General features: G+C 39.5%; 23 protein-coding genes and 1 other annotated feature. Of the genes, 10 read left to right on the top strand and 13 right to left on the bottom strand.

All coding sequences use genetic code 11. From position 1 onward, the window contains the following. Positions 1–80: 80 nt before the first annotated feature. The 4 genes from A6M13_RS06245 to A6M13_RS06260 form a co-directional block, all read right to left on the bottom strand. On the bottom strand, positions 81–710 hold the full coding sequence (locus tag A6M13_RS06245) for a hypothetical protein (RefSeq protein ID WP_141680910.1): 630 nt from the start codon (positions 708–710) through the stop codon (positions 81–83). 105 nt (positions 711–815) lie between these two features. After that, positions 816–1,160 carry a hypothetical protein gene (locus A6M13_RS06250; RefSeq protein WP_066543942.1) on the bottom strand — a complete coding sequence of 115 codons (345 nt, stop codon included), beginning with the start codon at positions 1,158–1,160 and terminating at the stop codon, positions 816–818. Between the two features lie 74 nt (positions 1,161–1,234). After that, entirely contained in the window at positions 1,235–2,434 is a 1,200-nt protein-coding gene (locus A6M13_RS06255; RefSeq protein ID WP_066543946.1) for an ABC transporter permease, read from the bottom strand. Then, positions 2,427–3,170, bottom strand: a complete 744-nt coding sequence (locus A6M13_RS06260; RefSeq protein WP_066543948.1) for an ABC transporter ATP-binding protein — start codon at positions 3,168–3,170, stop codon at positions 2,427–2,429. Before A6M13_RS06260 ends, A6M13_RS06255 begins: the two co-directional genes overlap by 8 nt. Before the next feature lie 102 nt (positions 3,171–3,272). On the opposite strand from A6M13_RS06260, the gene A6M13_RS06265 reads away from it, so the two are divergent. Beyond that, positions 3,273–3,695, top strand: coding sequence for an HIT family protein (locus tag A6M13_RS06265; RefSeq protein WP_066543950.1), 423 nt, complete (start codon positions 3,273–3,275; stop codon positions 3,693–3,695). A gap of 36 nt (positions 3,696–3,731) precedes the next feature. Here the strand turns inward: A6M13_RS06265 and nikC are convergent, their stop codons facing one another. From nikC to A6M13_RS06290, 5 genes are all read right to left on the bottom strand, one after another. Beyond that, on the bottom strand, positions 3,732–4,610 hold the full coding sequence (nikC, locus tag A6M13_RS06270; RefSeq protein ID WP_066543952.1) for a nickel transporter permease: 879 nt from the start codon (positions 4,608–4,610) through the stop codon (positions 3,732–3,734). Between the two features lie 14 nt (positions 4,611–4,624). Continuing rightward, the gene (locus A6M13_RS06275; protein WP_066543954.1) at positions 4,625–5,629 is read right to left on the bottom strand and encodes an ABC transporter permease; all 1,005 of its coding nucleotides are present in this window, start codon (positions 5,627–5,629) and stop codon (positions 4,625–4,627) included. Positions 5,630–5,707: 78 nt separating this feature from the next. After that, positions 5,708–7,336 (bottom strand): ABC transporter substrate-binding protein, encoded by a 1,629-nt coding sequence (locus A6M13_RS06280; RefSeq protein ID WP_066543956.1) that lies wholly within the window; start codon positions 7,334–7,336, stop codon positions 5,708–5,710. A 22-nt stretch (positions 7,337–7,358) separates the two neighbouring features. Then, positions 7,359–8,345 (bottom strand): ABC transporter ATP-binding protein, encoded by a 987-nt coding sequence (locus A6M13_RS06285; RefSeq protein ID WP_066543958.1) that lies wholly within the window; start codon positions 8,343–8,345, stop codon positions 7,359–7,361. Next, the gene (locus A6M13_RS06290) at positions 8,342–9,340 is read right to left on the bottom strand and encodes an ABC transporter ATP-binding protein (RefSeq protein ID WP_066543960.1); all 999 of its coding nucleotides are present in this window, start codon (positions 9,338–9,340) and stop codon (positions 8,342–8,344) included. The genes A6M13_RS06285 and A6M13_RS06290 overlap by 4 nt, the downstream gene beginning before the upstream one ends. Before the next feature lie 366 nt (positions 9,341–9,706). On the opposite strand from A6M13_RS06290, the gene A6M13_RS06295 reads away from it, so the two are divergent. From A6M13_RS06295 to A6M13_RS06320, 6 genes are all read left to right on the top strand, one after another. After that, the gene (locus A6M13_RS06295; protein WP_066543961.1) at positions 9,707–10,225 is read left to right on the top strand and encodes a tryptophan transporter; all 519 of its coding nucleotides are present in this window, start codon (positions 9,707–9,709) and stop codon (positions 10,223–10,225) included. A 125-nt stretch (positions 10,226–10,350) separates the two neighbouring features. After that, entirely contained in the window at positions 10,351–10,743 is a 393-nt protein-coding gene (locus tag A6M13_RS06300; protein WP_066543964.1) for a YtxH domain-containing protein, read from the top strand. Between the two features lie 168 nt (positions 10,744–10,911). Continuing rightward, entirely contained in the window at positions 10,912–11,472 is a 561-nt protein-coding gene (locus A6M13_RS06305) for an HTH-type transcriptional regulator Hpr (protein WP_211270298.1), read from the top strand. 132 nt (positions 11,473–11,604) lie between these two features. Then, positions 11,605–12,141 carry a DUF3267 domain-containing protein gene (locus tag A6M13_RS06310; RefSeq protein ID WP_066543968.1) on the top strand — a complete coding sequence of 179 codons (537 nt, stop codon included), beginning with the start codon at positions 11,605–11,607 and terminating at the stop codon, positions 12,139–12,141. Between the two features lie 83 nt (positions 12,142–12,224). Then, a complete protein-coding gene (locus A6M13_RS06315) occupies positions 12,225–12,410 on the top strand; it encodes a hypothetical protein (protein WP_066543972.1) in 186 nt (61 codons plus the stop codon). Positions 12,411–12,484: 74 nt separating this feature from the next. Next, entirely contained in the window at positions 12,485–12,973 is a 489-nt protein-coding gene (locus A6M13_RS06320; protein ID WP_066543974.1) for a peptidylprolyl isomerase, read from the top strand. A 496-nt stretch (positions 12,974–13,469) separates the two neighbouring features. On the opposite strand, the gene yhaM is transcribed toward A6M13_RS06320, so the two are convergent. Further along, a complete protein-coding gene (gene yhaM / locus A6M13_RS06325; protein ID WP_066543975.1) occupies positions 13,470–14,408 on the bottom strand; it encodes a 3'-5' exoribonuclease YhaM in 939 nt (312 codons plus the stop codon). 230 nt (positions 14,409–14,638) lie between these two features. Here yhaM and A6M13_RS06330 point away from each other — a divergent pair, with 230 nt between their 5' ends. Next, positions 14,639–14,824, top strand: a complete 186-nt coding sequence (locus A6M13_RS06330; protein WP_066543976.1) for a YhzD family protein — start codon at positions 14,639–14,641, stop codon at positions 14,822–14,824. 479 nt (positions 14,825–15,303) lie between these two features. Here the strand turns inward: A6M13_RS06330 and A6M13_RS06340 are convergent, their stop codons facing one another. Further along, a complete protein-coding gene (locus A6M13_RS06340) occupies positions 15,304–16,083 on the bottom strand; it encodes an enoyl-CoA hydratase (protein ID WP_066543979.1) in 780 nt (259 codons plus the stop codon). A 122-nt stretch (positions 16,084–16,205) separates the two neighbouring features. Between A6M13_RS06340 and trhO the strand changes: the two genes are divergently transcribed. Beyond that, positions 16,206–17,168, top strand: a complete 963-nt coding sequence (trhO, locus tag A6M13_RS06345; protein WP_066543984.1) for an oxygen-dependent tRNA uridine(34) hydroxylase TrhO — start codon at positions 16,206–16,208, stop codon at positions 17,166–17,168. Positions 17,169–17,313: 145 nt separating this feature from the next. Here the strand turns inward: trhO and A6M13_RS06350 are convergent, their stop codons facing one another. Then, entirely contained in the window at positions 17,314–19,314 is a 2,001-nt protein-coding gene (locus A6M13_RS06350) for an ABC1 kinase family protein (protein ID WP_066543985.1), read from the bottom strand. Between the two features lie 421 nt (positions 19,315–19,735). Next, positions 19,736–19,967, top strand: a binding site (T-box leader). Positions 19,968–20,208: 241 nt separating this feature from the next. Between A6M13_RS06350 and serA the strand changes: the two genes are divergently transcribed. Beyond that, positions 20,209–21,816 (top strand): phosphoglycerate dehydrogenase, encoded by a 1,608-nt coding sequence (gene serA, locus A6M13_RS06355; protein ID WP_066543987.1) that lies wholly within the window; start codon positions 20,209–20,211, stop codon positions 21,814–21,816. Positions 21,817–21,919: 103 nt separating this feature from the next. Here the strand turns inward: serA and A6M13_RS06360 are convergent, their stop codons facing one another. After that, positions 21,920–22,708 carry an HAD family hydrolase gene (locus A6M13_RS06360; RefSeq protein ID WP_066543988.1) on the bottom strand — a complete coding sequence of 263 codons (789 nt, stop codon included), beginning with the start codon at positions 22,706–22,708 and terminating at the stop codon, positions 21,920–21,922. Positions 22,709–22,824: the final 116 nt, after the last annotated feature.

The raw sequence follows: 22,824 nt of genomic DNA on the forward strand, positions 1-22,824 counted from the left end.
TAGAAGGTGTTTTTTTACTGTCTCAAAAAAGACAGTCAGTGCCATGGACGAGGGCTTTTTAAATTTGTATATAAAGTTGATTAAGATGAAATTAAATACGGCATAAATAATTCTTCATGCTCACTAACTGCATCGAGCTTTACACGATGTTCCTGTAAATAGTCGTGCATCGATGTCAGCTGTTTATACGCCACAATAAAACGGTCACGGTGATATAAACGCCACTGCTTTTTTTGACGCACAATATGATAACCGAGTGCCTCCGCTTCTTGCTGTCGTTCCTTTGGCTTTGGCGGTTTTGTTACCGTTGTCGGCTCTGCAATATTGAGCGACTGGTGGAACTGATAACCTTCAACTGTGCGATACGTATAAATTTTTGGCGTATGCAGCGGTGATGGCGTCACCTTCCACTGCTGAATAAAACGTAAATGCTCGGCTTCTTGCTGTTCAAATGCATAAATATTTTTGTAGAGGCGCCGCTCTTTGCGGACATGCTTTAACTGCTTTAATAGCTTCGTTCCTTTAATCGCATCGAGTGGCATTAGTTCTAACTCATGCAATAAATCATTTTGCAAAGAATCGTAGTAGCCAATTTGCTCTGGGAGTTGTGCTAATTGTTGCTGTAAAACTTCGACGGTATGTTGTAACTGTTCAATATGGTCGTAATACTGCTCAATTAATGTGGCAAGCTCCATATGTCTTTCCTCCATATCCATCACCTCACAACCAACATTACAGCATATATGCTAGGACAGTTTTAATAACATGTAAAAAAAGCGATGCTATTGTAAAAATTTACAATGGCATCGCTTTTATTAAATCCATCCAAATAATGTTTTAATCCCTTGCCATGCAAAGAAGCCTAATACACCTAAGCCTCCAACAATCATGACAACCGATAAAAAGCCTGTCACTAAAATCGCGCCAAAGCTTGGGACTTTTCGGTCTCCCCATTCAACTGGGTTTTGGCTTGTTACAATATTGCGCGCCCCACACTGCGGACATTTTTCATAAAATGAACGCTCTTCTACTTTTTGACGCCCTACAACTTTCATTAATCGAGAAAATTCAGCGGTGTTAAAGTCAACCGTCATCGGTGTTTGGCAATTTGTACAGTTTACCTTTTTACGCGCTGCGGGTTTCCCTTCAATATTTGTCATGTTGTTCACTCACTTTTTCACATAGTAAATGTAGTATACCTGTATATTTTTATATTTGTCACGACACACGCCTATTAAATCTCACGTGGCTTTTTCGTCATGCGCTCTGTGATAACGGCTACCGCAATCACGATCACCATATACATATAAATATGTGGTGACACAAATAATGCACATACTGCGACAATGAATGCTTGAATGGTCATAAACACGTAGAGTACTTTGCGTACCGCTTGCTCACGTAATTGTTCGGGCACTGGGAATAGCTGGTCCATACGGAATTCATGCGATGACAATAACGCCACTTTCAATTGATACGTTGTCGCAAATGATAACACGCCAACAATGACAAATGCTGCCCACGGTAAATCAACGAGTGCTGCCAGTAATGCCGCAATCGCTGTTAGGCGTACCCATAAGTAAAAATGGTCATCCGTACGAATAAATGTACGTAACACTAAATACACATATGTTTGTTGCTTGCCGTATTTTGCTAAGCGATAAAAGAAGTTTAAATAGCCACGTCGGCGCACCGAACCACGTAAATGTGGCACATCGGTAAAGTAGTTTGCAAAGCGATAAAAGCTCATCATGCGGTTTTGTTCAAGCTTTACGAAGTGCTCATACGGTACTGGTTGTGCTTTCACTTTTCCAGCGAGCATCGTTACATACACAAATAATAACGCCATAAATAATAAGCCGAACACTAAATCATTTAATACAAAGTGGTAAATTGCTAACGCAGAAATAACACCGCGCACTAAATAATCTAACCAAATATTCGCCCCACGATTGGCATAACGATACGCAAACTCCCCTTGTACATTGACCCAACGTAACACAATAAGGATTGCAGCAATCACCCAAATCGTTTGTGAGGCTAAATCTGTTGTCGCATTTAACAAAGGAATCATCACAATATACGGCACAATCACCGTGATTATTTTTGAAAAGAATGTAAAGCGCAGTGCCTGTTTAAAAAATAGTGGCATATGCGACTCAAGCGGTAATAAATATACTTGGTCAGGTTCACGTAATAATGTAATCGGTTTACTGAACGCTAATACCACCGCTAACACCGCCGCAACAATATAGGCAGTCGGAAAATCACTCGGTGCTGTTTTCAGCCATTCGCTATAATAATAGCCACCTGCCCCAACTAAAAATACAAGCACAATTGCGATATGCCCACTAAAAATAAAGCGCATATACTTTTGCACTTCACTCATATAATGTGCAAAACGCTTCGCCCATAAATCGTGTAGATTATTCATTGGCGTCCTGCTCCTTCGTCATCGCAATATATAAATCATCTAATGTTGCAGTTGGCATATTGAACGCTTTGCGTAAATCTTTCATCGTTCCTTGTGCACGGACACGCCCTTCATGTAATAAAATAATGCGGTCACAATACTTTTCAGCTGTCGATAAAATATGCGTTGACATTAAAATGGCAGCGCCTTCCTTTTTACGTGCATGCATTTGGTCAAGCAGTGATTGAATGCCGAGTGGATCAAGACCAACAAACGGCTCATCAATAATATACAGCGCAGGGTTCACTAAAAAGGCACTCATAATCATGACTTTTTGACGCATCCCTTTTGAGAAGTGCGACGGGAACCAGTTAAGACGCTTTTCCATACGAAATTCTTTTAGTAACGCTGCTTGGCGCTGCTGTAATGTTTGTTCATCTAAACCATATGCCATCGCTGTTAGCTCTAAATGCTCTTTTAATGTTAATTCCTCATAAAGTACAGGTGTTTCTGGAATGTACGAAAAGCTTGAACGATACGTGTTCATATCCTCGCTCATCGTCACGCCGTTTAAGCGAATTTCGCCACTTTGCGCGAGCAGTGTCCCAATAATATGTTTAATGGTTGTACTTTTCCCTGCACCGTTTAAGCCGATTAAACCGACTAATTCGCCTTTTTGAATATCAAATGATAACTCTTGAATAACAGGCTTACGCGTATAGCCGCCTGTGACATTTTTTACTTGTAACACTGTCATAATTCCAACTCCAATCTATTCTTTAGTGTACCAAAAAATGTTCATTCATACATCGTTCGGTGTTACAATAAACGTATATTCTTGTAAATGGAGGGACATTTCATGAGCGATTGCATTTTTTGTAAAATCATTAACGGTGATATTCCAAGCGTAAAGGTGTACGAAGATGAACACGTATTTGCGTTTATGGATATCGCCCCATTAACAAAGGGACATACACTACTGATCCCGAAACAGCACGTAGCCGATTTATTTGAAATGCCTGAAGAGGTTGCGCGTAATTTATACGCGGCTGCACCAAAAGTGGCAAACGCATTAAAGGCTGCATTTAACCCACAAGGTATGAATACCGTGAATAATAACGGTGCATTTGCAGGTCAAACTGTATTCCACTACCATTTACATTTCATCCCTCGTTACGACGAGCAAGACGGCTTACAAGTTTCTTGGGGCGCACAGCCTGGACTATTCACACCAGAAGAAATGCAGCAATTAGCGGCACAAATTAAAGAACAACTTGCATAATAAAAAACTACGGCGCCGTTATAGCACCGTAGTTTTTTAGTTTTTCATTTTCGGGTCAAGCGCATCTCGTAAACCATCACCCATTAAGTTAAAGCCAAGTACCGTTATCATAATTGCTAAACCTGGGAACACAATCGTCCACGGAGCATTGAGCAAATAAATACGCGCATCTGCGAGCATCTTGCCCCACTCTGGCGTCGGGATTTGCGCTCCTAAACCTAAGAAGCCAAGTGCAGCCGCTTCAATAATCGCTGTCGCAATCGCAAGCGTTCCTTGAACAATTACTGGCGTCATCGAGTTCGGTAAAATATGTCGCCATAAAATCCGATTATTTTTCATGCCAATTGCCTTTGCTGCCATAATATATTCTTCTTGTTTTATACTCAGTACTTTAGAGCGCACAAGCCGCCCGAAGTTTGGAATATTAATGATGGCAATTGCAATTAGCGCATTTTGTAGCGACGGTCCTAAAATCGAAACAATCGCAATCGCTAATAAAATACTCGGGAAAGCAAGTAAAATATCGAAAATACGTGAAATGATTGTATCTAACCAGCCACCGTAATATCCTGCCACGACACCTAAAAATGTACCGACGACAATGGAAATAATAACGGAGAAAAAGCCGACTGCTATCGAAATACGCGCCCCTAAAATAATACGCGAGAAAATATCACGCCCAAAATCATCCGTCCCTAACCAATGCTCACCTGAAGGCGGTAATAAACGCTTCGTTAAATCTTGCTCGTTGACGCCTTGTGGTGCGATAAACGGACCAAACAGCGCTAAAAATACGACGAATGCCACAATCGCTGCTCCAACTAGCGCAATTTTATTTTTTCGGAAGCGGCGCCAGCCTTCTTTCCAAGGACCTACTTCTTTTTCCATTACAGGCTCTGTTGTCACTTGTACCATCTCTGTCGCCCCCCTTAATCATATTTAATGCGCTTATCAACAAGCGTGTACACAATGTCGACCAGTAAATTAATCATAATAAACATAAACGCCACAATTAAAATACCAGATTGAATCACTGGATAGTCACGGAAGCCAATCGCTTCGTAAATATAACGTCCAATGCCCGGCCAACTAAAGATTGTTTCCGTTAAAATCGCACCACCTAATAGCATCCCTGTTTGTAAACCGATAATTGTTAATACCGGAATTAATGCATTTTTTAGTGCATGCTTATAAATAACAATCGACATCTTTTGCCCTTTTGCGCGCGCTGTACGAATATAATCCGAGCGCATTACTTCAAGCATCGACGAACGTGTCATACGTGCAATAATCGCCATTGGAATTGTCGCTAATGCAAAGCCTGGTAAAATTAAATGCTTCACGACCGTAATAAATTGGTCAAAACGGCCATTTAATAATGTATCAATTAAATACAAATGCGTAATGGGCGACACAGGGTCACGTACATCTTCACGACCTGATGTTGGCAGCCAACCAAGCTCGATACTAAAAATCCACTGCTCCATTAAACCGAGCCAGAAAATGGGCATCGATACACCAATGAGGGCGATAATCATCGCCGCATAGTCAAAAAATGAGTTTTGGAACCAGGCAGAAATAATCCCTGCATTCATGCCGATTAAAACTGCTAAAAACATCGCGAATAGTCCTAGCTCCATTGTCGCTGCTAAATACGGCCATACCTCTTTTGAAATTTCAACACCTGTTCGTAGGGACTCTCCTAAATCAAGTGTTAATAGACCACCTAAATAATTAAAATATTGTATGTACCACGGCTCGTTTAAGCCCAGCTTTTCGTTTAATGCCGCAATCGCTTCAGCCGTTGCTTGTTGTCCTAAAATAACTTGTGCGGGGTCCCCCGGAATCAATCGAATAATCATAAAAACAATAAAGGTCATGCCTAATAACACAGGTATTAAATGCAATAAACGCTTTCCGATATATTGAAGCATACCGCTCACCCCTCTCATTGTGCTTAAAAAAAGCTGCTTTATAAGTTTCCCTATGAAGCAGCTTCTTGCTATGCTGTTTTACTTTACTGAGACATTCGTTAACGCTTCTGAACCTGTTGGATGTGGTAAGTAATCCTGAACAGTTGATTTTGCCGCGATTAACGGTGTTGAGTGCGCTAATGGAACCCACGGCGCATCTTCGTGAATAATAACTTGCGCTTGTTTATATAGCTCGTTACGCTTATCTTCATCAACCTCTGATTGCGCTTGTACTAATAAAGTATGCGCTTCATCACTTGAATAGTATGCGTAGTTGTTTGAGCCGATATTATCTTTATCAAGTAACGTGTATAAGAAGTTATCCGCATCTCCGTTATCACCTGTCCAACCAAGTAAGAACGCATCCGCTTCACCATTTTTTGCTTTTTCTAAATATGTTGCCCACTCATACGTCACAATTTTTGCTTTCATGCCAACATCTTCAAGGTTTTTCTGAATCGCTTCTGCTACCTTTTGACCGTCTGGCATGTACGGACGTGGTACCGGCATTGCCCATAGCTCAAATTCTTCGCCATTATAACCAGCCTCTGCAAGTAATGCTTTTGCTTTTTCTGGGTCATATTCATAACCTGTAATTTCTTCATTATAGCCACTAATTGTTGATGGCATTGGGTTTACTGCTGGCTCTGCATATCCTTGGAAGAATGCATCAATGATCGTTTGCTTATCAATTGCATGGTTCACAGCTTGGCGAACTTTCACATCATCAAATGGCGCACGGTTATTTGTTAAACCTAAGTAACCAATATTCATAGATGGGCGTTCGATTAATTGAAGCTCGCTGTTTGATTGGATAGATGTTGCATCTGATGGGTTAATACCATCTGCAATATCAATTTCACCTGTTGTTAATGCATTTAAACGCGCTGAGTTATCTGGAATCGCACGGAAAATGACACGGTCAAGTTTCGGTAAACCATCTTTCCAAAACGCTGTGTTTTTCTCCAATGTAATCGAGTCATTACGCTTCCATTCTACAAACTTGAATGGCCCTGTTCCCACTGGATTATCTTCTAATTGGTCAAATGCCGCTGGAGATGCAATCGCAAACGGACTCATCGCAATATTTTTTAAGAATGGTGCTTGTGGACGTGTTAATGTAAACACGACTGTTGTATCATCTTGTGCTTCTACGCTTGCGATAACACTTTCACCTTCAGACATGAACATTGAGTTATAGTAGTAGAACTGCTCTGCTGAACCTGCAGCCCAACGCTCAAAGTTTTGTACAACCGCATCAGCGTTAAACGTTGTCCCATCATGGAACGTTACGCCTTCTTCTAACATAAATGTATACGTTAAGCCATCTTCACTTACCGTCCACTCTTTCGCTAAGCTTGGTTGAACCGTTGTATCTTGTTCACCAAATGTTAATAACGTATCATACACATTTTCCGTTACACGGAATGACTCACCATCTGTTACGATTGCTGGGTCAAGTGCTACGGTATCGCCACCACGGCCATATACAAGTACGCCGCCTGTAGCGCCTTCATCTGTTGTACCTTCTGAACCTTCATCTGTTGTTGTGTCAGTATCTTCTGTCCCCTCGTTCGAATCTGTACCTTCGTCGCTGCTATTACATGCAACAAGGAATACTGATAACACAACGAGTAATAACAACATGTACCATGATTGTTTTTTCATCCAAACAACCTCCCCTTTTCATTTATATCATTGTGACTGCATCATCATATAGATGGCAGGCAACAGAATGACCTGGACGTACTTCTTGTAATGCTGGAACAAGCTCCCTACACGCATCTTTTGCAAATGGGCAACGCGTATGGAATGTACAACCACTTGGTGGATTGGACGGGCTTGGAATATCCCCTTGTAATACCTTTGTCTCTTTCACAAAATCAGGGTCTGGCACTGGCACCGCTGCAAGCAAGGCTTGTGTATACGGGTGAAGTGGCTCCTCATATAAAGATTCACTTGTCGCAAGCTCGACCATCTTCCCTAAATACATCACGCCAACACGGTCACTAATATGACGCACAACGCCTAAATCATGCGCAATAAAAATATATGTAAGCTTCAGCTCTTGCTGTAGCTTTTGCATTAAATTGAGTACTTGTGCTTGAATCGACACGTCTAATGCAGATACCGGCTCATCCGCAATAATCAGCTTCGGATTCGTCATTAATGCTCGCGCAATGCCGATACGCTGTCGTTGCCCTCCACTAAATTGATGCGGATAACGATTCGCATGGTATTCGCTCAAACCAACAATCTGTAGCAGTTCAATCACTTTTTTACGCCGCTCTGCTTTTGTGCCAATTTGATGCACAATGAGTGGCTCTTCTAAAATTTGTGCCACTGTGTGTCGTGGGTTAAGTGACGCATACGGGTCTTGAAACACCATTTGAATATCGCGTCTTGCTTGGCGCATCTCTTCAGCGGACAAACTCGTTAAATTTTTGCCATTGAACATGACTTGCCCTTCTGTCGGTTCAATTAAGCGCATCAGCATTCTGCCAGTTGTCGACTTGCCACAGCCTGACTCACCAACAATGCCGAGCGTTTCTCCTTCATATACATGAAATGAAATATCATCGACTGCTTTGACTTGCCCGACTTCGCGCGCAAAAATCCCCTTTTTAATCGGGAAATATTTTTTCAAACCATCTACTTGTAATAACACGTCACTCATGACACGACACCTGCTTTCTGTTCTACTAAAAAGCATCGAGCTTCATGATGTTCCCCTGCTACATATAACGTCGGATTTTCCTGCAAACAACGTTCATGCACAAATTCACAACGCGCCGCAAAACGACAACCTTGTGTAACAGAACCTGGTTTCGGTACATTGCCTGGAATCGAGTACAATGTGTCTTTTTTAAAGCGCATATCAGGCACAGACTGAATTAAACCTTGCGTATACGGGTGCTGTGGATTTTTAAAAATATCGCGAACAGATGCTTGCTCGACAATTTGCCCTGCATACATGACGACAACACGCTCACATGTTTCGGCCACAACGCCTAAATCATGTGTAATCAGCAGTACTGCTGTGTTTAAGCGTGTATTTAAATCTTTCATAAGCGTTAAAATTTGTGCTTGAATCGTTACATCTAAAGCCGTCGTTGGCTCATCGGCAATCAGCACTTTCGGGTCACATACAAGCGCCATTGCAATCATGACACGTTGCCGCATCCCACCTGATAATTGATGTGGGTAATCACGCATTAACTCCTCCGCCCGTGGCAAGCCGACTAGCTTTAAAATTTCTACTGCTCGTTTATGTATATCTTTTTTTGACCACGATTTATTGTGTAATTTAATCGCTTCTGAAATTTGATTGCCGATCGTATATAACGGGTTTAATGACGTCATCGGCTCTTGGAAAATCATCGCTACTTCTTTTCCACGAATTTGACGCATTTGCTTATCCGTCTTTTTAGCCAAATCAATATTATCGAGCAATATTTCTCCGTGTGTAATTTTTCCAGGTGGACTTGGCACAAGCCCCATAATCGATAACGATGTGACACTCTTGCCGCATCCTGATTCACCAACAATCCCTAAAATCTCTCCTTCATATACGTGAAAACTAATTCGGTCGACAGCTACAACGGCCCCATCATCCGCAAAAAAAGTCGTCTCCAACTCTCGTATATCGAGCAATTTTTTACGTTCCTCCATAACACCCCTCCTAGCGACTTTTTTATGCACATTTTTGTATATAAACATTATATTAAAGCACATAATTCAATTTTACAAATATTTTATTTATTGAAACAATTATAATTCTTCTACAAAAACAACTGAAAATATTCGAAAAAACACATTTAATGTTCACACAGCTATGTTAGGAAGACATTTAAGACCTCGTACATATATCCAACAAAAGTCATATTATTATTGTCGCTGTTGATTAAAATAGACGGTGAACAGTCATTGAAAAGTGTGTAAGTGATGTGTACAATCAATATAAGTTCTCGCTATTGGCAATGAGTGCACAATAGGAGAATGAAAAGAGAGCTGAGAGCAGCAAGAGGAGAGAAGAGTATGAGTACAAAAAATTTAGTTTTAATGGCGATGCTAATTGGGGTTGGAACAGCGTTGTATTTATTTATGCCACCGATTAATGGCATGAAACCGGATTTCATGTTAACGATGATGTTTATTGGAATTTTATTATTCACAAATGTGCGTGATACATTCCTACTATCATTAACAACAGGTGTGCTTTCTGGTTTATTCACGACATTCCCAGCAGGATTCGTGCCAAATATTATCGATAAATTTGTCACGGGCTTTTTATTTTTAGCAGCAGTACTTTTATTGCAAAAGTTTGCACGTAAAGTAGCTGGTGGCATTGCGCTAACGGCTGTAGGCACAGCCATTTCAGGCGCTATTTTCCTTGGTGCAGCGATTTTAGTGACAGGGTTTGACGGCTTATTTACAGAAATGTTCATTCTTGTTGTCATTCCGGCTATGGCAATTAATGCAATCGCCTTTTTCCTAATTTACCCGATTGTTATCAATTTAGTGAAGCGCTCGAATTTTGAAACAGCGTTAAACTAAAGGCCAGTGTAGTACTCACAAAAGATACCACTTTCTGCGTTTGCAGAAGGTGGTATTCTTTTCGTGACAATGGTTTAATAATAGTACAGACGGATATACATACGTTAAAGGGAGGCATCGTCAATATGAATATGAAACGTGTAGCACAAGGTATAGCAATTGGCTTAGCTAGTGGATTTCTCGCAACGCTCGTGAATACGCCGAAGTCAGGTGCGGAAGTTCGCTCTTCACTAAAAATGACTGCTCAAGGAATTAAAGCGAAAACAGATGATGTAAAAGTGCATACAACGACATTAAAACAATCGGTTACGGATTTAACAGCTGTTACGAAAAATAATATTCCAGGTATAGTAAATGACATAAAAACGTCAGTCACAACTTTCACAACAGAAATTAAACCAGTTGTCGCAAACTTACAGCAACATGTTGGCGCAATGCAACAAACGGCACAAGAAATGCAACAACATTTAGAGGATTTCAAGAAAGATAAGAAAAAAACGAGCGAGCCTACCTCTTAATTTTAAGAGTATGGCTTGCTCTTTTTTTCACAAAATTGTTTATTTATAACCATTTAATTATTTTTATACACACCGCTTAATTTTTTCACTTTTCTAACTTTAAACTTTTTTCTTTTATTGCTATAATGTTTAAAAACGATAGACCCCTAAAATAGAAAAAAGCAGGTGATTGGATTGGCAGAAGAATTATACACGACGAAAGAAGCAATGCTTTATAGTCAACGCGTAGCACAGCTCTCAAAAGCGCTGTGGAAAGCCGTTGAAAAAGATTGGCAGCAATGGATTAAACCGTATGATTTAAATATTAATGAACATCATATTTTATGGATTTCCTATCATTTAAAAGGCGCGTCTATTTCTGACGTTGCCAAATTTGGTGTTATGCACGTTTCAACAGCGTTTAACTTCTCTAAAAAACTTGAAGAACGTGGCTATTTAACATTTTCTAAACGCGATGATGATAAACGTAATACATACGTTGAACTCACAGAGGCTGGCACTACGCTTATTTTAGAAATGAACAATAATTATCACCAAACGTCACATGCCATTTTAGAAGGCTCTTTACCGTTACGTGATTTATATGGACGCTTCCCTGAGTTTTTAGATGTTATGGCTGTCATTCGCAATGTGTACGGCGAAGATTTTATCGATATTTTTGAACGCTCATTCCAAAATTTTAGCAGCTCATTGGACGAACCACTGGCAGAATCATTGCTAAAAAAATAATGCGCACGCGACAATTCGCAAATTTACGTTGAACATTATATACTGTAAACAACATTGTTTACGCTTTTTCGGCTATGTTACAAGCGCATGCTTGTAACATAGCCTTTGTTCCGTACGAATTGGAGGGATTGTATGCATTGCTGGAAAATTTTAAATATCGAGCGACAATATGGTATGCGCAAAATGTATGCGATTGCGATCATTCATAGTGTACTTGCCTTTTCGTTTAGCTATGCGCTATTAAATTTATTTAATCACGAAATTTATAATGATGATTATTTTTGGGCGTTTTGTATTGCACTGGTCTTTATTTATCCGTTGCATAAGCTATTGCATTTTTTACCGCTCTATCGTTATCGACACCAAATTTCATTTCGGATTCGAAGAAAGCTATTTGGTATTCGCACGATTCATATGCGTGTAAGAGAACCTATTCGAAAAAACCTGTATATCTTTTCATTACTTTGTCCATTTTTCATCATCAACACAGCGCTATTGCTCATTGCGATTTTTTTACCGACTATCACGCACTTTGCTACAATTTTAATCGGTGTGCACTCCCTACTATGTGCTTTTGATTATATTTATGTAAAACATTTGCTCATTTCCCCTGTAAATGCGATGATTGAAGAGACACCGCGTGGCTATGAAATTTTAGTGCCACTTTAACAGTAACCTAGAAGTGTATAGCTTGTTTTTTGGCGTAGTATTTTGTTATGCTTATATCCAAGTAATAGAGGGGAGGAATAGATTTGCTTCTTGCAATTGTAGTTCTATTCTCAGTGTTTTATTTATTCCAAATTAATCGCCTCACATATGCGCTTTGTGTGCGTCGCGAAATTGCCGAAGAAAACCAAACGAAAATTTTTAGAACGATTAATATACTAATCACCATTTTACTAGTGTCGTTTTACATCGAAGTATGGATTGCACTATAAAACAGTAAAGCAAACGAACATGTCTCAATGGCTTGTGTCGTTTGTTTTTTCTTTCTATGAAGAAGGGATGACGAATGATGAAACGTTTTTGGCTCGGTACTTTATTGAGTACAACATTATTACTAACTGCTTGCTCCAATACAAATGATGACATTATTGTCTCATCAACATTAGGAGATTTAACGCAACAACAATTTTATGAAGAAATGCTAGAAATTGCAGGTCCTTCAATGTTAGAACAAATCATTACACAACAGCTACTTGAAGAGAAATACAGCGTGTCAGAAGAGGAAGTAACGACCGAATTTGAAACGTTGAAAGAATCTTACGGGGATACATTTGCTGAAACGATTGAAGCAAATGGTTTAACAGAGGAATCATTACGTGCGAATATTTATTTCAGTTTATTACGTGATAAAGCTGTTACCGCTTCTGGACAAGACTTCGATACACTTATGGCAGATTTGTTAGAACAGTCAGAGGTGACAATTGAGCACCCTGATCTTCAACATATTTTTGAAAAATATACACAACCTGCTGAAAAAGCTGAGAATGAAGAATAAGCTAGTTATGAAAAAGCTCTGCGAAACGTCACAGTATACGTATCAATAAAATGTCCAAGAATGTAAGACAAAATGAAAATATTGAAACGATAGCGATAGTTTCATTTATATTTACCTGATTTTGCATGCTAAGTTGCGTGTTTGCCCCAAGCCATGCCTACAGAATATATTTACGATATGGCATGAGGCTGGGACAGAAGGGTAATTCAAATCAATCCCAACGATGTTTGATGATAAATATTGATACGTCGTCGTTAAATGAAGAGCGGACTTCTAGCGGAACAGTACGAGCGAGAGACTATAGGCGTCATCTGCAAAGAACGCCACATCGTGTGGCAAAGCAGATGTGACAAACTTCGTGTTTGCCTCCGTACCGCAGAAAAGCCTGCTCGAAAATTTACGACGACGAAAGCAGAAAAGTGTTAGGAGAAATGATGAGATTTCTCCTAACACTTTGTTTTGTCTCAGCCTCTTGTTGTTTCACGCTCTTTGTTGATTAATCAATCGTTGGTTTGTAAAACGCGCGATTATCTAACGCAAATACACGCTCTGTAAATTGACCTGGTTGCGTTTTTGATAACACACGATTGAACATATTCATCTTCGCATCAATATTATCAATATAATGTAAAATTTCCGCTTCTTGAATCATCGGACGTTTCGGACTGCCCCACTCTTCTTGCCCGTGATGTGATAACACTAAATGTTGAAGTAGTAATACTTCTTCTCCTTCAATTTTTAATGCATCTGCTGCTTTTGCAATTTCTGTTACCATAATGGTAATATGCCCTAATAAATTACCTTCTACTGTATATGTCGTCGCAATCGGTCCAGACAGCTCGCGCACTTTCCCGATATCATGTAACATAATGCCCGCATACAGTAAATCACGATTTAATGTTGGGTATAAATCACCGATTGCTTTCCCTAAACGTAGCATCGACACCATGTGGTCCAGTAAACCGGATACATAATCATGATGATTTTTCGTTGCCGCTGGGAACACTAAAATATCCTCTTTAAATTCCTTCATAATATAGCGTGTAATACGTGATATATTCGGGTTTTTAATTTCAAAGAAAAATTGTGTTAACTCATCATATAACTCTTCTTTCGGCACAGCTGACGACGGTACTAAATCCGTAATGCTAATACCTTCTTCAGGGCCAACTACACGAATTGTTTTAATGCGTAATTGGTTTTTCCCACGATATTCGTGAATTTCTCCACCGACATGAACAATCGTTTCAGCCGCATATTTTTGCTCGTGTTCTTCATTTGTATCCCATAATTTCGCTTCGATATCGCCGCTTTTATCTTGTAAAATCAACGTCATAAATGGCTTTCCAACTGTCGTTACACCTTTTGTTGATTGTTTAATAAATAATGTATGGTCAACCGCTTCACCCGGTTGTAATGTTGTGATGCCTCTCAACACCATTCACCTCTTTCGTTCATTATGACTACTTCCTTTCAATTGTACCATTGTCACTTTAAAAATTCTCTTTAAAATCTCTGAATAACCTTTAACATGCAACGAATGTATTAAAAAACATTACTTTATTGCTTGGCGCAATATTTTTTCTATTTCATCAACATATTTTGTGAATTATCTGACTAGACAATGTATAATAATAATATATTCAAATGAAGGGGGTATACATAATGCAAAATTATCGATTCACAGCATTTGAAAAAACAGGGGAAACGTTATTCGATGAAACATGGGAATTTGAAAATGATGCAGTTGCTAAATCAGAAGGTCAACGTCAAATCGAAGAAAAAGGCGTTGCTGAAAAAACACACCGCCTTGTAAACAACGCCGGAAAGCTTATTTTATTCCACGTTTAATTGTATACATGAAAAGCAGATTGGGACAACAAGAAATATCCTTCAGCAACGACAACTGCTGAAGGATATTTCTTTGCTTTTGGTGCTACTCCACATAGCGGACGCGTTTCGCAGGCATGGCTTGAGGCAAACACGATGTTTGTCACATCTGCCTTGCCACAGGACGTGGCGTTTTTGGCAGATGTTCCTCTTTTAAAAGTGCATGCTCCTGCGGTACCTCGTCGCAGAAAAACATTGCTTTTCCTGCTGAAGTCGCCGCTTGTGTCGGGACGCACCAGCAAATTCTTGTCATCTCAACACACTTATTTTCATCAGAAATAGGGTTCTGTCCCAATCTCATTTTTCTGCTTTCGTCGTCACCTACTCTCAAGCAGCCAATTCTTTCAGTAAGGCTAGCAGTCCACTCGTCGTTCGATGACGTATCCAAATTTCAGTCCAAAATAAGATGGGGAATTCACTCCTGTCCGAGCATCTTCCATTTAGTTTCCTAAAAAATGCGGTGCACGCTTTCCTAAAAATGCACGTAACCCTTCTTCATGGTCTTTCGTTTGACGCATGCGCATTTGCCCTGCCGCCTCTGCATCTAATACTTGCTCTAATTCTGCTCGCGTTGCATCATGTAGTATTTTTTTCGATGCAATCATCGCTAAAATTGGTGCACCTAAAAATTTGCCAATGACTTGATCCGCAGCAGCATCAGCCGTGCCATCTTCGACATTGTAATCAATTAAGCCAAGTGCAAGTGCTTGTTCCCCATTTAACATTTCTCCCTGCCAAATCATTTGTTTCGCTTTCACAGGGCCTACACGTTGCTTCATAAAGAAATGTCCACCACCGTCTGGAATTAAACCAATACCGATAAAATTCATTGCCAGCTTCGATGACTGTTCTGCAATGACAATATCACATGATAGCGCTAATGAATAACCAAGCCCTGCTGCCGCTCCGTGAACGACACCGACTGTAATCATGGGTAAGTCATAAAAGGCTAGCACTAATCGCTTCACCGTATTCATAATATCTGGTGAAATCAGCTCTTCATTGCCACCTGCCATCGCACGTATATCGCCACCTGCCGAAAAGACGCGACCTTCTCCGCGTAACACTAGTAGCTGTAATGTTGTATCCTCTTTTAAATTTTCAAAGCAATGCGCAAGTTCCTCAATCATTTGTGGATTCATCGCATTCACAGCATCTGGTCGATTCAGTGACACAATCACTTTACGCTCTAGCTTTTCGACACGAATTGTTTCATACATCCAAAACACCCCTTTTTTGTTGTATACATAACTATTCGTGAGTAATGTTGTGAATTCCTTCTTGCGTGAAAATATGCTATATTTAATTGTTGAATCAAGTAAAAAAGGTAGGGAACTAATCAATGAAAGATTATCGTGTTTTACTTTATTATAAATATACGACAATTGAAGATCCGGTAGCATTTGCAGAAGAGCATTTAGCATTCTGTAAAGAATTAGGCTTATTAGGTCGTATTTTAGTTGGCACAGAAGGTATTAATGGTACGGTTTCAGGTACAGTTGAACAAACAAATGCTTATATGGAGCATATGAATAACACTCCTCAATTTGCAGATATTATGTGGAAAATCGACGAGGTAGAGGGTCATACATTTAAAAAAATGCACGTGCGTCCGCGTCGTGAAATTGTTCACTTAGGTTTACATGAGGAAGATGTCAATCCACATGAAATTACAGGCGACTATTTATCGCCACAGCAATTTTTAGAACAAATGCAAGATGATAACACAGTTGTTTTAGATGTGCGTAATAACTATGAGTATGATTTAGGTCATTTCCGCGGTGCGATTAAACCGGAAGTAGAAACATTCCGTGACACGCCACAATGGATTCGTGACAATAAAAATTTATTCAAGGGTAAGCGTGTACTAACATATTGTACAGGCGGCATTCGTTGTGAAAAATTTTCAGGCTGGTTAAAGCGTGAAGGTATCGGTGAATCTGTTGGTCAATTACACGGCGGTATTGCGACATATGGCAAAGACCCAGAAGTGCAAGGACAAATGTGGGATGGGCAAATGTATGTGTTTGACGAGCGTCGCAGCGTAGAAATTAATAAAGTCGACAAAGAAGTGGTCGGTCGTGATTTCTTCACTGGTGAACCGACAGAGCGTTATACAAACTGTGCAAACCCAAAATGTCATAAGCTAATGCTTTGTAAAGAAGAACATGAAGCATTTTATATGCGTAGCTGCTCAGATGAATGTCGTCGCGCAACACCGAACTATTTCGTTGAAAAGCACGAATGGACATCTGAACAAATCGAAGCACAAATCGAAAAAATCGCTGCAAAGCACGCGGTATAACAATTATAGAAATAACAAATTGACTGGGACAAAAAGAAATATCCTTCAGCAACGACAACTGCTGAAGGATATTTTTTTGCTTTTAGTGTTACTCCGCATAGCGAGCGCACCCACAAATTCTTATCATCTCAATACACTTATTTTTTTAATCTTTCGTATCTTTTTCATCACGAAGTGCTTGTACAGACACACGTACGAGTAAAATCGCTCCTAAAAATAGGCCCATATACGCGGCTGTATTTAAATAGACCGCAAATGCTTCATGTATAAATTGAGATACCGCAAGTAATGCTACAGAAATCACGCTAAATGTTACACCGACCAATAATAGCACAATGCGGGAAAACAGCATTCGAATGAAATTGACCGATTGCTTATCCGAGAAGAAGTCATGGTGCAATACAACTTTACCCGCTTCTACTAATTGCAACATTTTATCGAGACGTCGTGGAATTTTTCGCAGCTGTGGCAAAATCGTTGATAACTCTTCTTCAAGTTTTTGTTTCGTTTCACGTGGTTCACGGAACGGCTTTGTAAATGATGCACGCATATATTCTGCTGAAAAGTCCTTTGCTTCCTCAAAGAAATCAAATGTAGGGTCAATAACATGTAAAGTTCCCTCTAGTGTCACTAGTCCTCGCAATGCGGATGCGACAGACGGCTTAAATTTTAAGCCGTAATCGCGCACAAGCTCAAAAATCATACCGACCAGTTCTTCGGCTGGAATATGATCTAAATACGTAATACGCATTAACACTTGCGAAATCGCTTGCTCCATTTTATCTCGCTGCGACAAATCAATCTTTTCAACAAGCATCGTTACCCCATCGTATAAAACATCTGGTTCATCTAGCTGTATACCCATGAAGAATAGCTTTAAGCCCTCTTGTTGTTGCACAGCTAAACGACCTACCGAACCAAAATCAAGCAATACCGGCTCCCCTGTTTTTTTATCGACTAAAATATTACCTGGATGCGGATCTGCATGGAATACACCAACGAATAATAATTGCTCAAAATAAGAGTATAATACATCTCGTGCAAAATCTTTTCGGTTTACTTGATGCTCCGCAAAAATTTGATGCCCTTCCGCAACACTTTTCCCTTCAATATACTCCATCACTAGTAAATTTTTAACACTATACTTTGGATACACTTTCGGTACATGTATATGGTAAATATTGTTTTCAAGTGCTTTATCAAGCTGCATCGTATTGCGTAGCTCAATGGTGAAGTTCATTTCCTCTTTCATCGTTTCTGCAAAGCCCATCGCTAATTCTTTAAAGCCTAAACTCGCTGCCCACGATGATTTTGTAGAAAACCATGTTGCAAAATCGACAAGTAATCCTAAATCATCCCGCAATACTTGCTTCACTTCTGGACGTAAAATTTTTATAATCACTTGTTCCCCACTATATAATGTTGCGCGATGTACTTGTCCAATCGACGCTGCTGCAAGTGGCTTCGGGTCGATATAAGCAAACACATCATGCACTTTATAAGGCAGCTCATGATGCAAAATATGGTGTACTTTCTCAGGCGCAAGTGGCGCTACGCTATATTGAAGTTTCTCAAGTTCCTCGATAAAAATGTCTGGGAATAGCTCTTTTCGCGTCGACAACACTTGTCCAAACTTAATGAAAATGCCACCGCTTTTTTCAAGCGTATCGCGCAAGCCAATCGCTAGTTCACGCTGATTTTCTGGCTGACGTGCATATTTGATTGTTCTTGAAAGACCATTTGTCATCGCCACCTTTAAAATTTCACGTAAACGACGCTGATGACGCCAATGACTACGTAAGCGACGCCACAATGATTTATGCTGCACATCGGCATCACCTTTTAATTGCATTGGCTCAACCAACTCTAATAGTAAATAAAAGAGCATCGATAACAGTAACATACAGCCCACCCAAATCGCTGCACTCGCATCGGCTACAATATGAAACTGCTGTGAATCGCTAAAATTTGTGTGGCGTAAGTATGTATACCAATATATAAATGTTGTCAGCACAACACTTAAACCGACAGAAATAATTTTGCGTAAAAAATTAACTTGCGCTCCCATTAAGCGTCCTGTAATAAAATAAATGACGACCCCAATCAATCCAATTTGAATAAACCATTCAATGTAGGTTAACGTCAATCTAAAAATCCCCCTTTCAAACCTTTATTCATTTATGCCCGTAATCTCTTTTTCATAATCGTTTATTCCTCTTATTTCGCACTATCCTACTGAAATCCCTCTTTCCTCGCAAAATATTTGCATGTTGCTGAATGTTCGCTTTCCTCGATGAAAGCGTTTTAAAAATCACGCTATTTTTAAGATTATTGCAAACAATTAAACTTCTAAATTTTCCGTTTATTTCACTATAATAAAGCGTTTTCGAGCAATCCTTTTCATTTTGTCCTCTCCAATAATACGAACTATCAACAACAAAAAACCAAAAATAGTTCGGTTTTAAGATTTTATAAACGTCTTTTTTTTCGTTTATATCAATTTTTTCGAAAAATTACGTTGACAAAGGTGAACAATAGGCTTTATGATAGTTACAAATTTAATCAAGCAAATTATAGTGACGGAGACATACTTATTAGAGTTATTCTTGTAGAGAGCTGATGGTTGGTGAAAATCAGTAGAATGCTTAATAATGTTCCACTCCTGAATAGATTAGGCGAAGTAATAGTAACTTAATCCGGCTCTTACCCGTTATGTAAGCAATGAAGACTGCTTTTTGCAGTGAACAAGGGTGGCACCGCGTAACGCTTCGATATTAATTACAGCTTTTCGCCCCTTATGACACAACCAGTATGTGTGTTATAAGGAGTGGAAAGCTTTTCTTTTTATAAATAAAATGTTGTCGGACAGAGGGTCGTATCATTTTCATTTGTAAAACGCACTGGACAGGAGAATCCAGCGACACCGATATGAAGCATCTTTTCTACTGTAACCCATACTTTCGTTTGTCACTTTTGTTCAAACACCGCGCATTAGGCGCAACTACTACATTACAGTTCACAACAAAGGAGTTAATTTATTATGACAGTCGCAACAAAAGCTATTAACGTTTTCATCGCAGATCCATTAAGTGAAGATGGGATTGCCCCATTACGCCAGCAAACAGGTTTAGATTTAAATATCATCGTTGATACAGGTCTTACGCAAGATGAATTAATTTCTAAAATCGCTGACGTAGATGTTTTATTAGTACGTTCTCAAACAACTGTTAACCGCGAAGTAATTCAAGCTGCTACAAACTTAAAATTAATCGGTCGTGCAGGTGTTGGTGTAGATAACATCGACTTAACAGCGGCTACTGAGCGCGGTATCATCGTTGTTAACGCACCAGATGGTAACACAAACTCTGCTGCTGAACATACAATCGCGATGATGACTTCTTTAGCTCGTCATATCCCACAAGCATTCAATACATTACAAAATGGCAAATGGGACCGTAAATCATATGTAGGTGTTGAATTAAAAAACAAAACATTAGGTGTTGTAGGGTTCGGACGTATCGGCGTTGAAGTAGCATACCGTGCAAAAGGTTCTCGTATGAACGTATTAGCATACGATCCATTCTTAACAGAAGAACGCGCACAAGAACTTGGTGTAACAAAAGCAACAGTGGATGAAATTTGTGAACAAGCTGATTTCATTACAGTGCACACACCATTACTACCAGAAACACGCAATATGATTAATAAAGATAAATTCGCTATCATGAAAGACGGCGTACGTGTTATTAACTGTGCTCGTGGCGGTATTATTAATGAAGATGACTTATACGATGCAATTGTTGCTGGTAAAGTAGCAGGTGCTGCTCTTGACGTATTCATCGAAGAGCCAGCTGTTGGTCATAAATTATTAACATTACCACAAGTAATTGCAACACCACACTTAGGTGCATCTACAATTGAAGCACAAGAATCTGTAGCGGTTGATGTATCAAATGACATCATTAAATTCTTCAACACAGGTACAGTAACAAGCCCTGTAAACATGCCTTCTATTCCGAAAGAAAAGCTTGCACAAGTTGAGCCATTCTTCGCATTAGCTGAGCAACTTGGTAAATTCTTAATCCAAGTAACAGGTGAAGCAGTAAAAGAATTAAACGTATCATATGCTGGTGAAGTAGCAAACTACGATGTTCGTCCATTAACTGCGAATGCTATTAAAGGCTTATTCTCAACAAAACAAGGTACGCATGTAAATGACGTAAATGCTCGCTACTTAGCTGAACAAATCGGCATCCAAATTAACGAGCATAAAACAACAACTGCAAAAGGTTTCACTTCTTTAATTACAATCGAAGTAAAAACAGAAAATGAAACACACACAGTTTCTGGTACGTTATTAAACGGTTTAGGTGCTCGTATTGTGAAAGTAGAAGGTTTCGGTGTTGATGTAAAACCTGAAGGCACAATCCTTTACGTGAAAAATACAGACAAACCAGGTGCAATCGGTCGTCTAGCGACAAAATTAGCTGAAAAAGAAATCAACATCGCAACGATGCAAGTAGGTCGTTCTGAAGTTGGTGGACAAGCTGTTATGTTATTATCTGTTGATAACGCAGTAGCAACAGAAGATATCGCATACGTAACAGAGCTTGAAAATATCGACGAAGTAAAAGCAATTAACCTATAATCATTCAAAACGAGCCACTCACCTCTTCGGTGGCTCGTTTTTTATTTGTATTCACGAAAAAAGGATGTGCGAACAGCTTACTGCTCACACATCCTAGTTTTGATTATAGTGTTTTTAACAGCGCGTAAAACGCTGTTAATGATGTTACTTCATATGTCGGTGTAACATCTGTATCATTTACCTTTTCTTCACGGTTAATCCATACATTGCGCATATTAATACGTGATGAACCTAAAATGTCCGTCATTAAGTTATCACCAACCATAATGCCCTCATCAGCTGTAATGCCCGCCACGTCACATACATGTTCAAAAATAGACGCATCAGGTTTCCCTTTACCAAAATCACCTGAAATAATAATATGGTCGAAATATGGCACTAATTCTGGTGTAATTTCTAACTTTAAGTTTTGTAAGCTTGGTGCACCATTTGTTAAAAGTACGAGCTTGTAGTTTCCTTTTAACGCATCTAAAATTTCGTATGTATCTTCATATAAATAAGGGTGCACTTTACGCTCTGCTACAAAACGTTCCCCTAGTTCTGCACCGAATGTTGGGTCATCAATTCCTAATTTCGCTAAACCTTGTGTCCATGCATCACGACGATATTGTGGCACGATATCTTTCATTTGTTGGAACTGTGGCGTTGGGTCATCAAATGTTCCCCACATCCCTTCAAACGGGTTAATCCCAATCATTACTGTATAGTCATATATTGGATAAGCGCTATATAATGCACGTGCTGCTTCGCGTGTCGCTTCTTCTAACGCTTTTGCATCGACATTTACTTTTGTCACTGCATATTCACATGTTTTATCAAACGCTGATTGAATGCTTTGCTTATCCCATAATAATGTATCATCTAAGTCAAAAATAACGGTGTTAATGCTCATTCGTACAACTCCTAAATGGTTAGTTTTTTACTCTTTTATTTTAGCATACGAAAGCATCCACAAGTGGTCTGACATGTCTGAAAAGTAAGGTAATTATGATGATATGCAGCTGTTGT

This window comes from Caryophanon tenue (assembly GCF_001700315.1).
Taxonomy (GTDB): domain Bacteria; phylum Bacillota; class Bacilli; order Bacillales_A; family Planococcaceae; genus Caryophanon; species Caryophanon tenue.

What these genes read in the sequence shown, in the direction of transcription:
- A6M13_RS06310 (WP_066543968.1), top strand. Translation starts at nt 11,605, where the DNA reads ATGCATTGCTGGAAAATTTTAAATATCGAGCGACAATATGGTATGCGC.
- A6M13_RS06265 (WP_066543950.1), top strand. Translation starts at nt 3,273, where the DNA reads ATGAGCGATTGCATTTTTTGTAAAATCATTAACGGTGATATTCCAAGC.
- A6M13_RS06290 (WP_066543960.1), bottom strand. Translation starts at nt 9,340, where the DNA reads ATGGAGGAACGTAAAAAATTGCTCGATATACGAGAGTTGGAGACGACT.
- A6M13_RS06285 (WP_066543958.1), bottom strand. Translation starts at nt 8,345, where the DNA reads ATGAGTGACGTGTTATTACAAGTAGATGGTTTGAAAAAATATTTCCCG.
- nikC (WP_066543952.1), bottom strand. Translation starts at nt 4,610, where the DNA reads ATGGTACAAGTGACAACAGAGCCTGTAATGGAAAAAGAAGTAGGTCCT.
- A6M13_RS06300 (WP_066543964.1), top strand. Translation starts at nt 10,351, where the DNA reads ATGAATATGAAACGTGTAGCACAAGGTATAGCAATTGGCTTAGCTAGT.
- A6M13_RS06280 (WP_066543956.1), bottom strand. Translation starts at nt 7,336, where the DNA reads ATGAAAAAACAATCATGGTACATGTTGTTATTACTCGTTGTGTTATCA.
- A6M13_RS06340 (WP_066543979.1), bottom strand. Translation starts at nt 16,083, where the DNA reads ATGTATGAAACAATTCGTGTCGAAAAGCTAGAGCGTAAAGTGATTGTG.
- A6M13_RS06260 (WP_066543948.1), bottom strand. Translation starts at nt 3,170, where the DNA reads ATGACAGTGTTACAAGTAAAAAATGTCACAGGCGGCTATACGCGTAAG.
- serA (WP_066543987.1), top strand. Translation starts at nt 20,209, where the DNA reads ATGACAGTCGCAACAAAAGCTATTAACGTTTTCATCGCAGATCCATTA.
- A6M13_RS06295 (WP_066543961.1), top strand. Translation starts at nt 9,707, where the DNA reads ATGAGTACAAAAAATTTAGTTTTAATGGCGATGCTAATTGGGGTTGGA.
- A6M13_RS06255 (WP_066543946.1), bottom strand. Translation starts at nt 2,434, where the DNA reads ATGAATAATCTACACGATTTATGGGCGAAGCGTTTTGCACATTATATG.
- A6M13_RS06330 (WP_066543976.1), top strand. Translation starts at nt 14,639, where the DNA reads ATGCAAAATTATCGATTCACAGCATTTGAAAAAACAGGGGAAACGTTA.
- trhO (WP_066543984.1), top strand. Translation starts at nt 16,206, where the DNA reads ATGAAAGATTATCGTGTTTTACTTTATTATAAATATACGACAATTGAA.
- A6M13_RS06245 (WP_141680910.1), bottom strand. Translation starts at nt 710, where the DNA reads ATGGAGGAAAGACATATGGAGCTTGCCACATTAATTGAGCAGTATTAC.
- A6M13_RS06320 (WP_066543974.1), top strand. Translation starts at nt 12,485, where the DNA reads ATGATGAAACGTTTTTGGCTCGGTACTTTATTGAGTACAACATTATTA.
- A6M13_RS06360 (WP_066543988.1), bottom strand. Translation starts at nt 22,708, where the DNA reads ATGAGCATTAACACCGTTATTTTTGACTTAGATGATACATTATTATGG.
- A6M13_RS06275 (WP_066543954.1), bottom strand. Translation starts at nt 5,629, where the DNA reads ATGCTTCAATATATCGGAAAGCGTTTATTGCATTTAATACCTGTGTTA.
- A6M13_RS06250 (WP_066543942.1), bottom strand. Translation starts at nt 1,160, where the DNA reads ATGACAAATATTGAAGGGAAACCCGCAGCGCGTAAAAAGGTAAACTGT.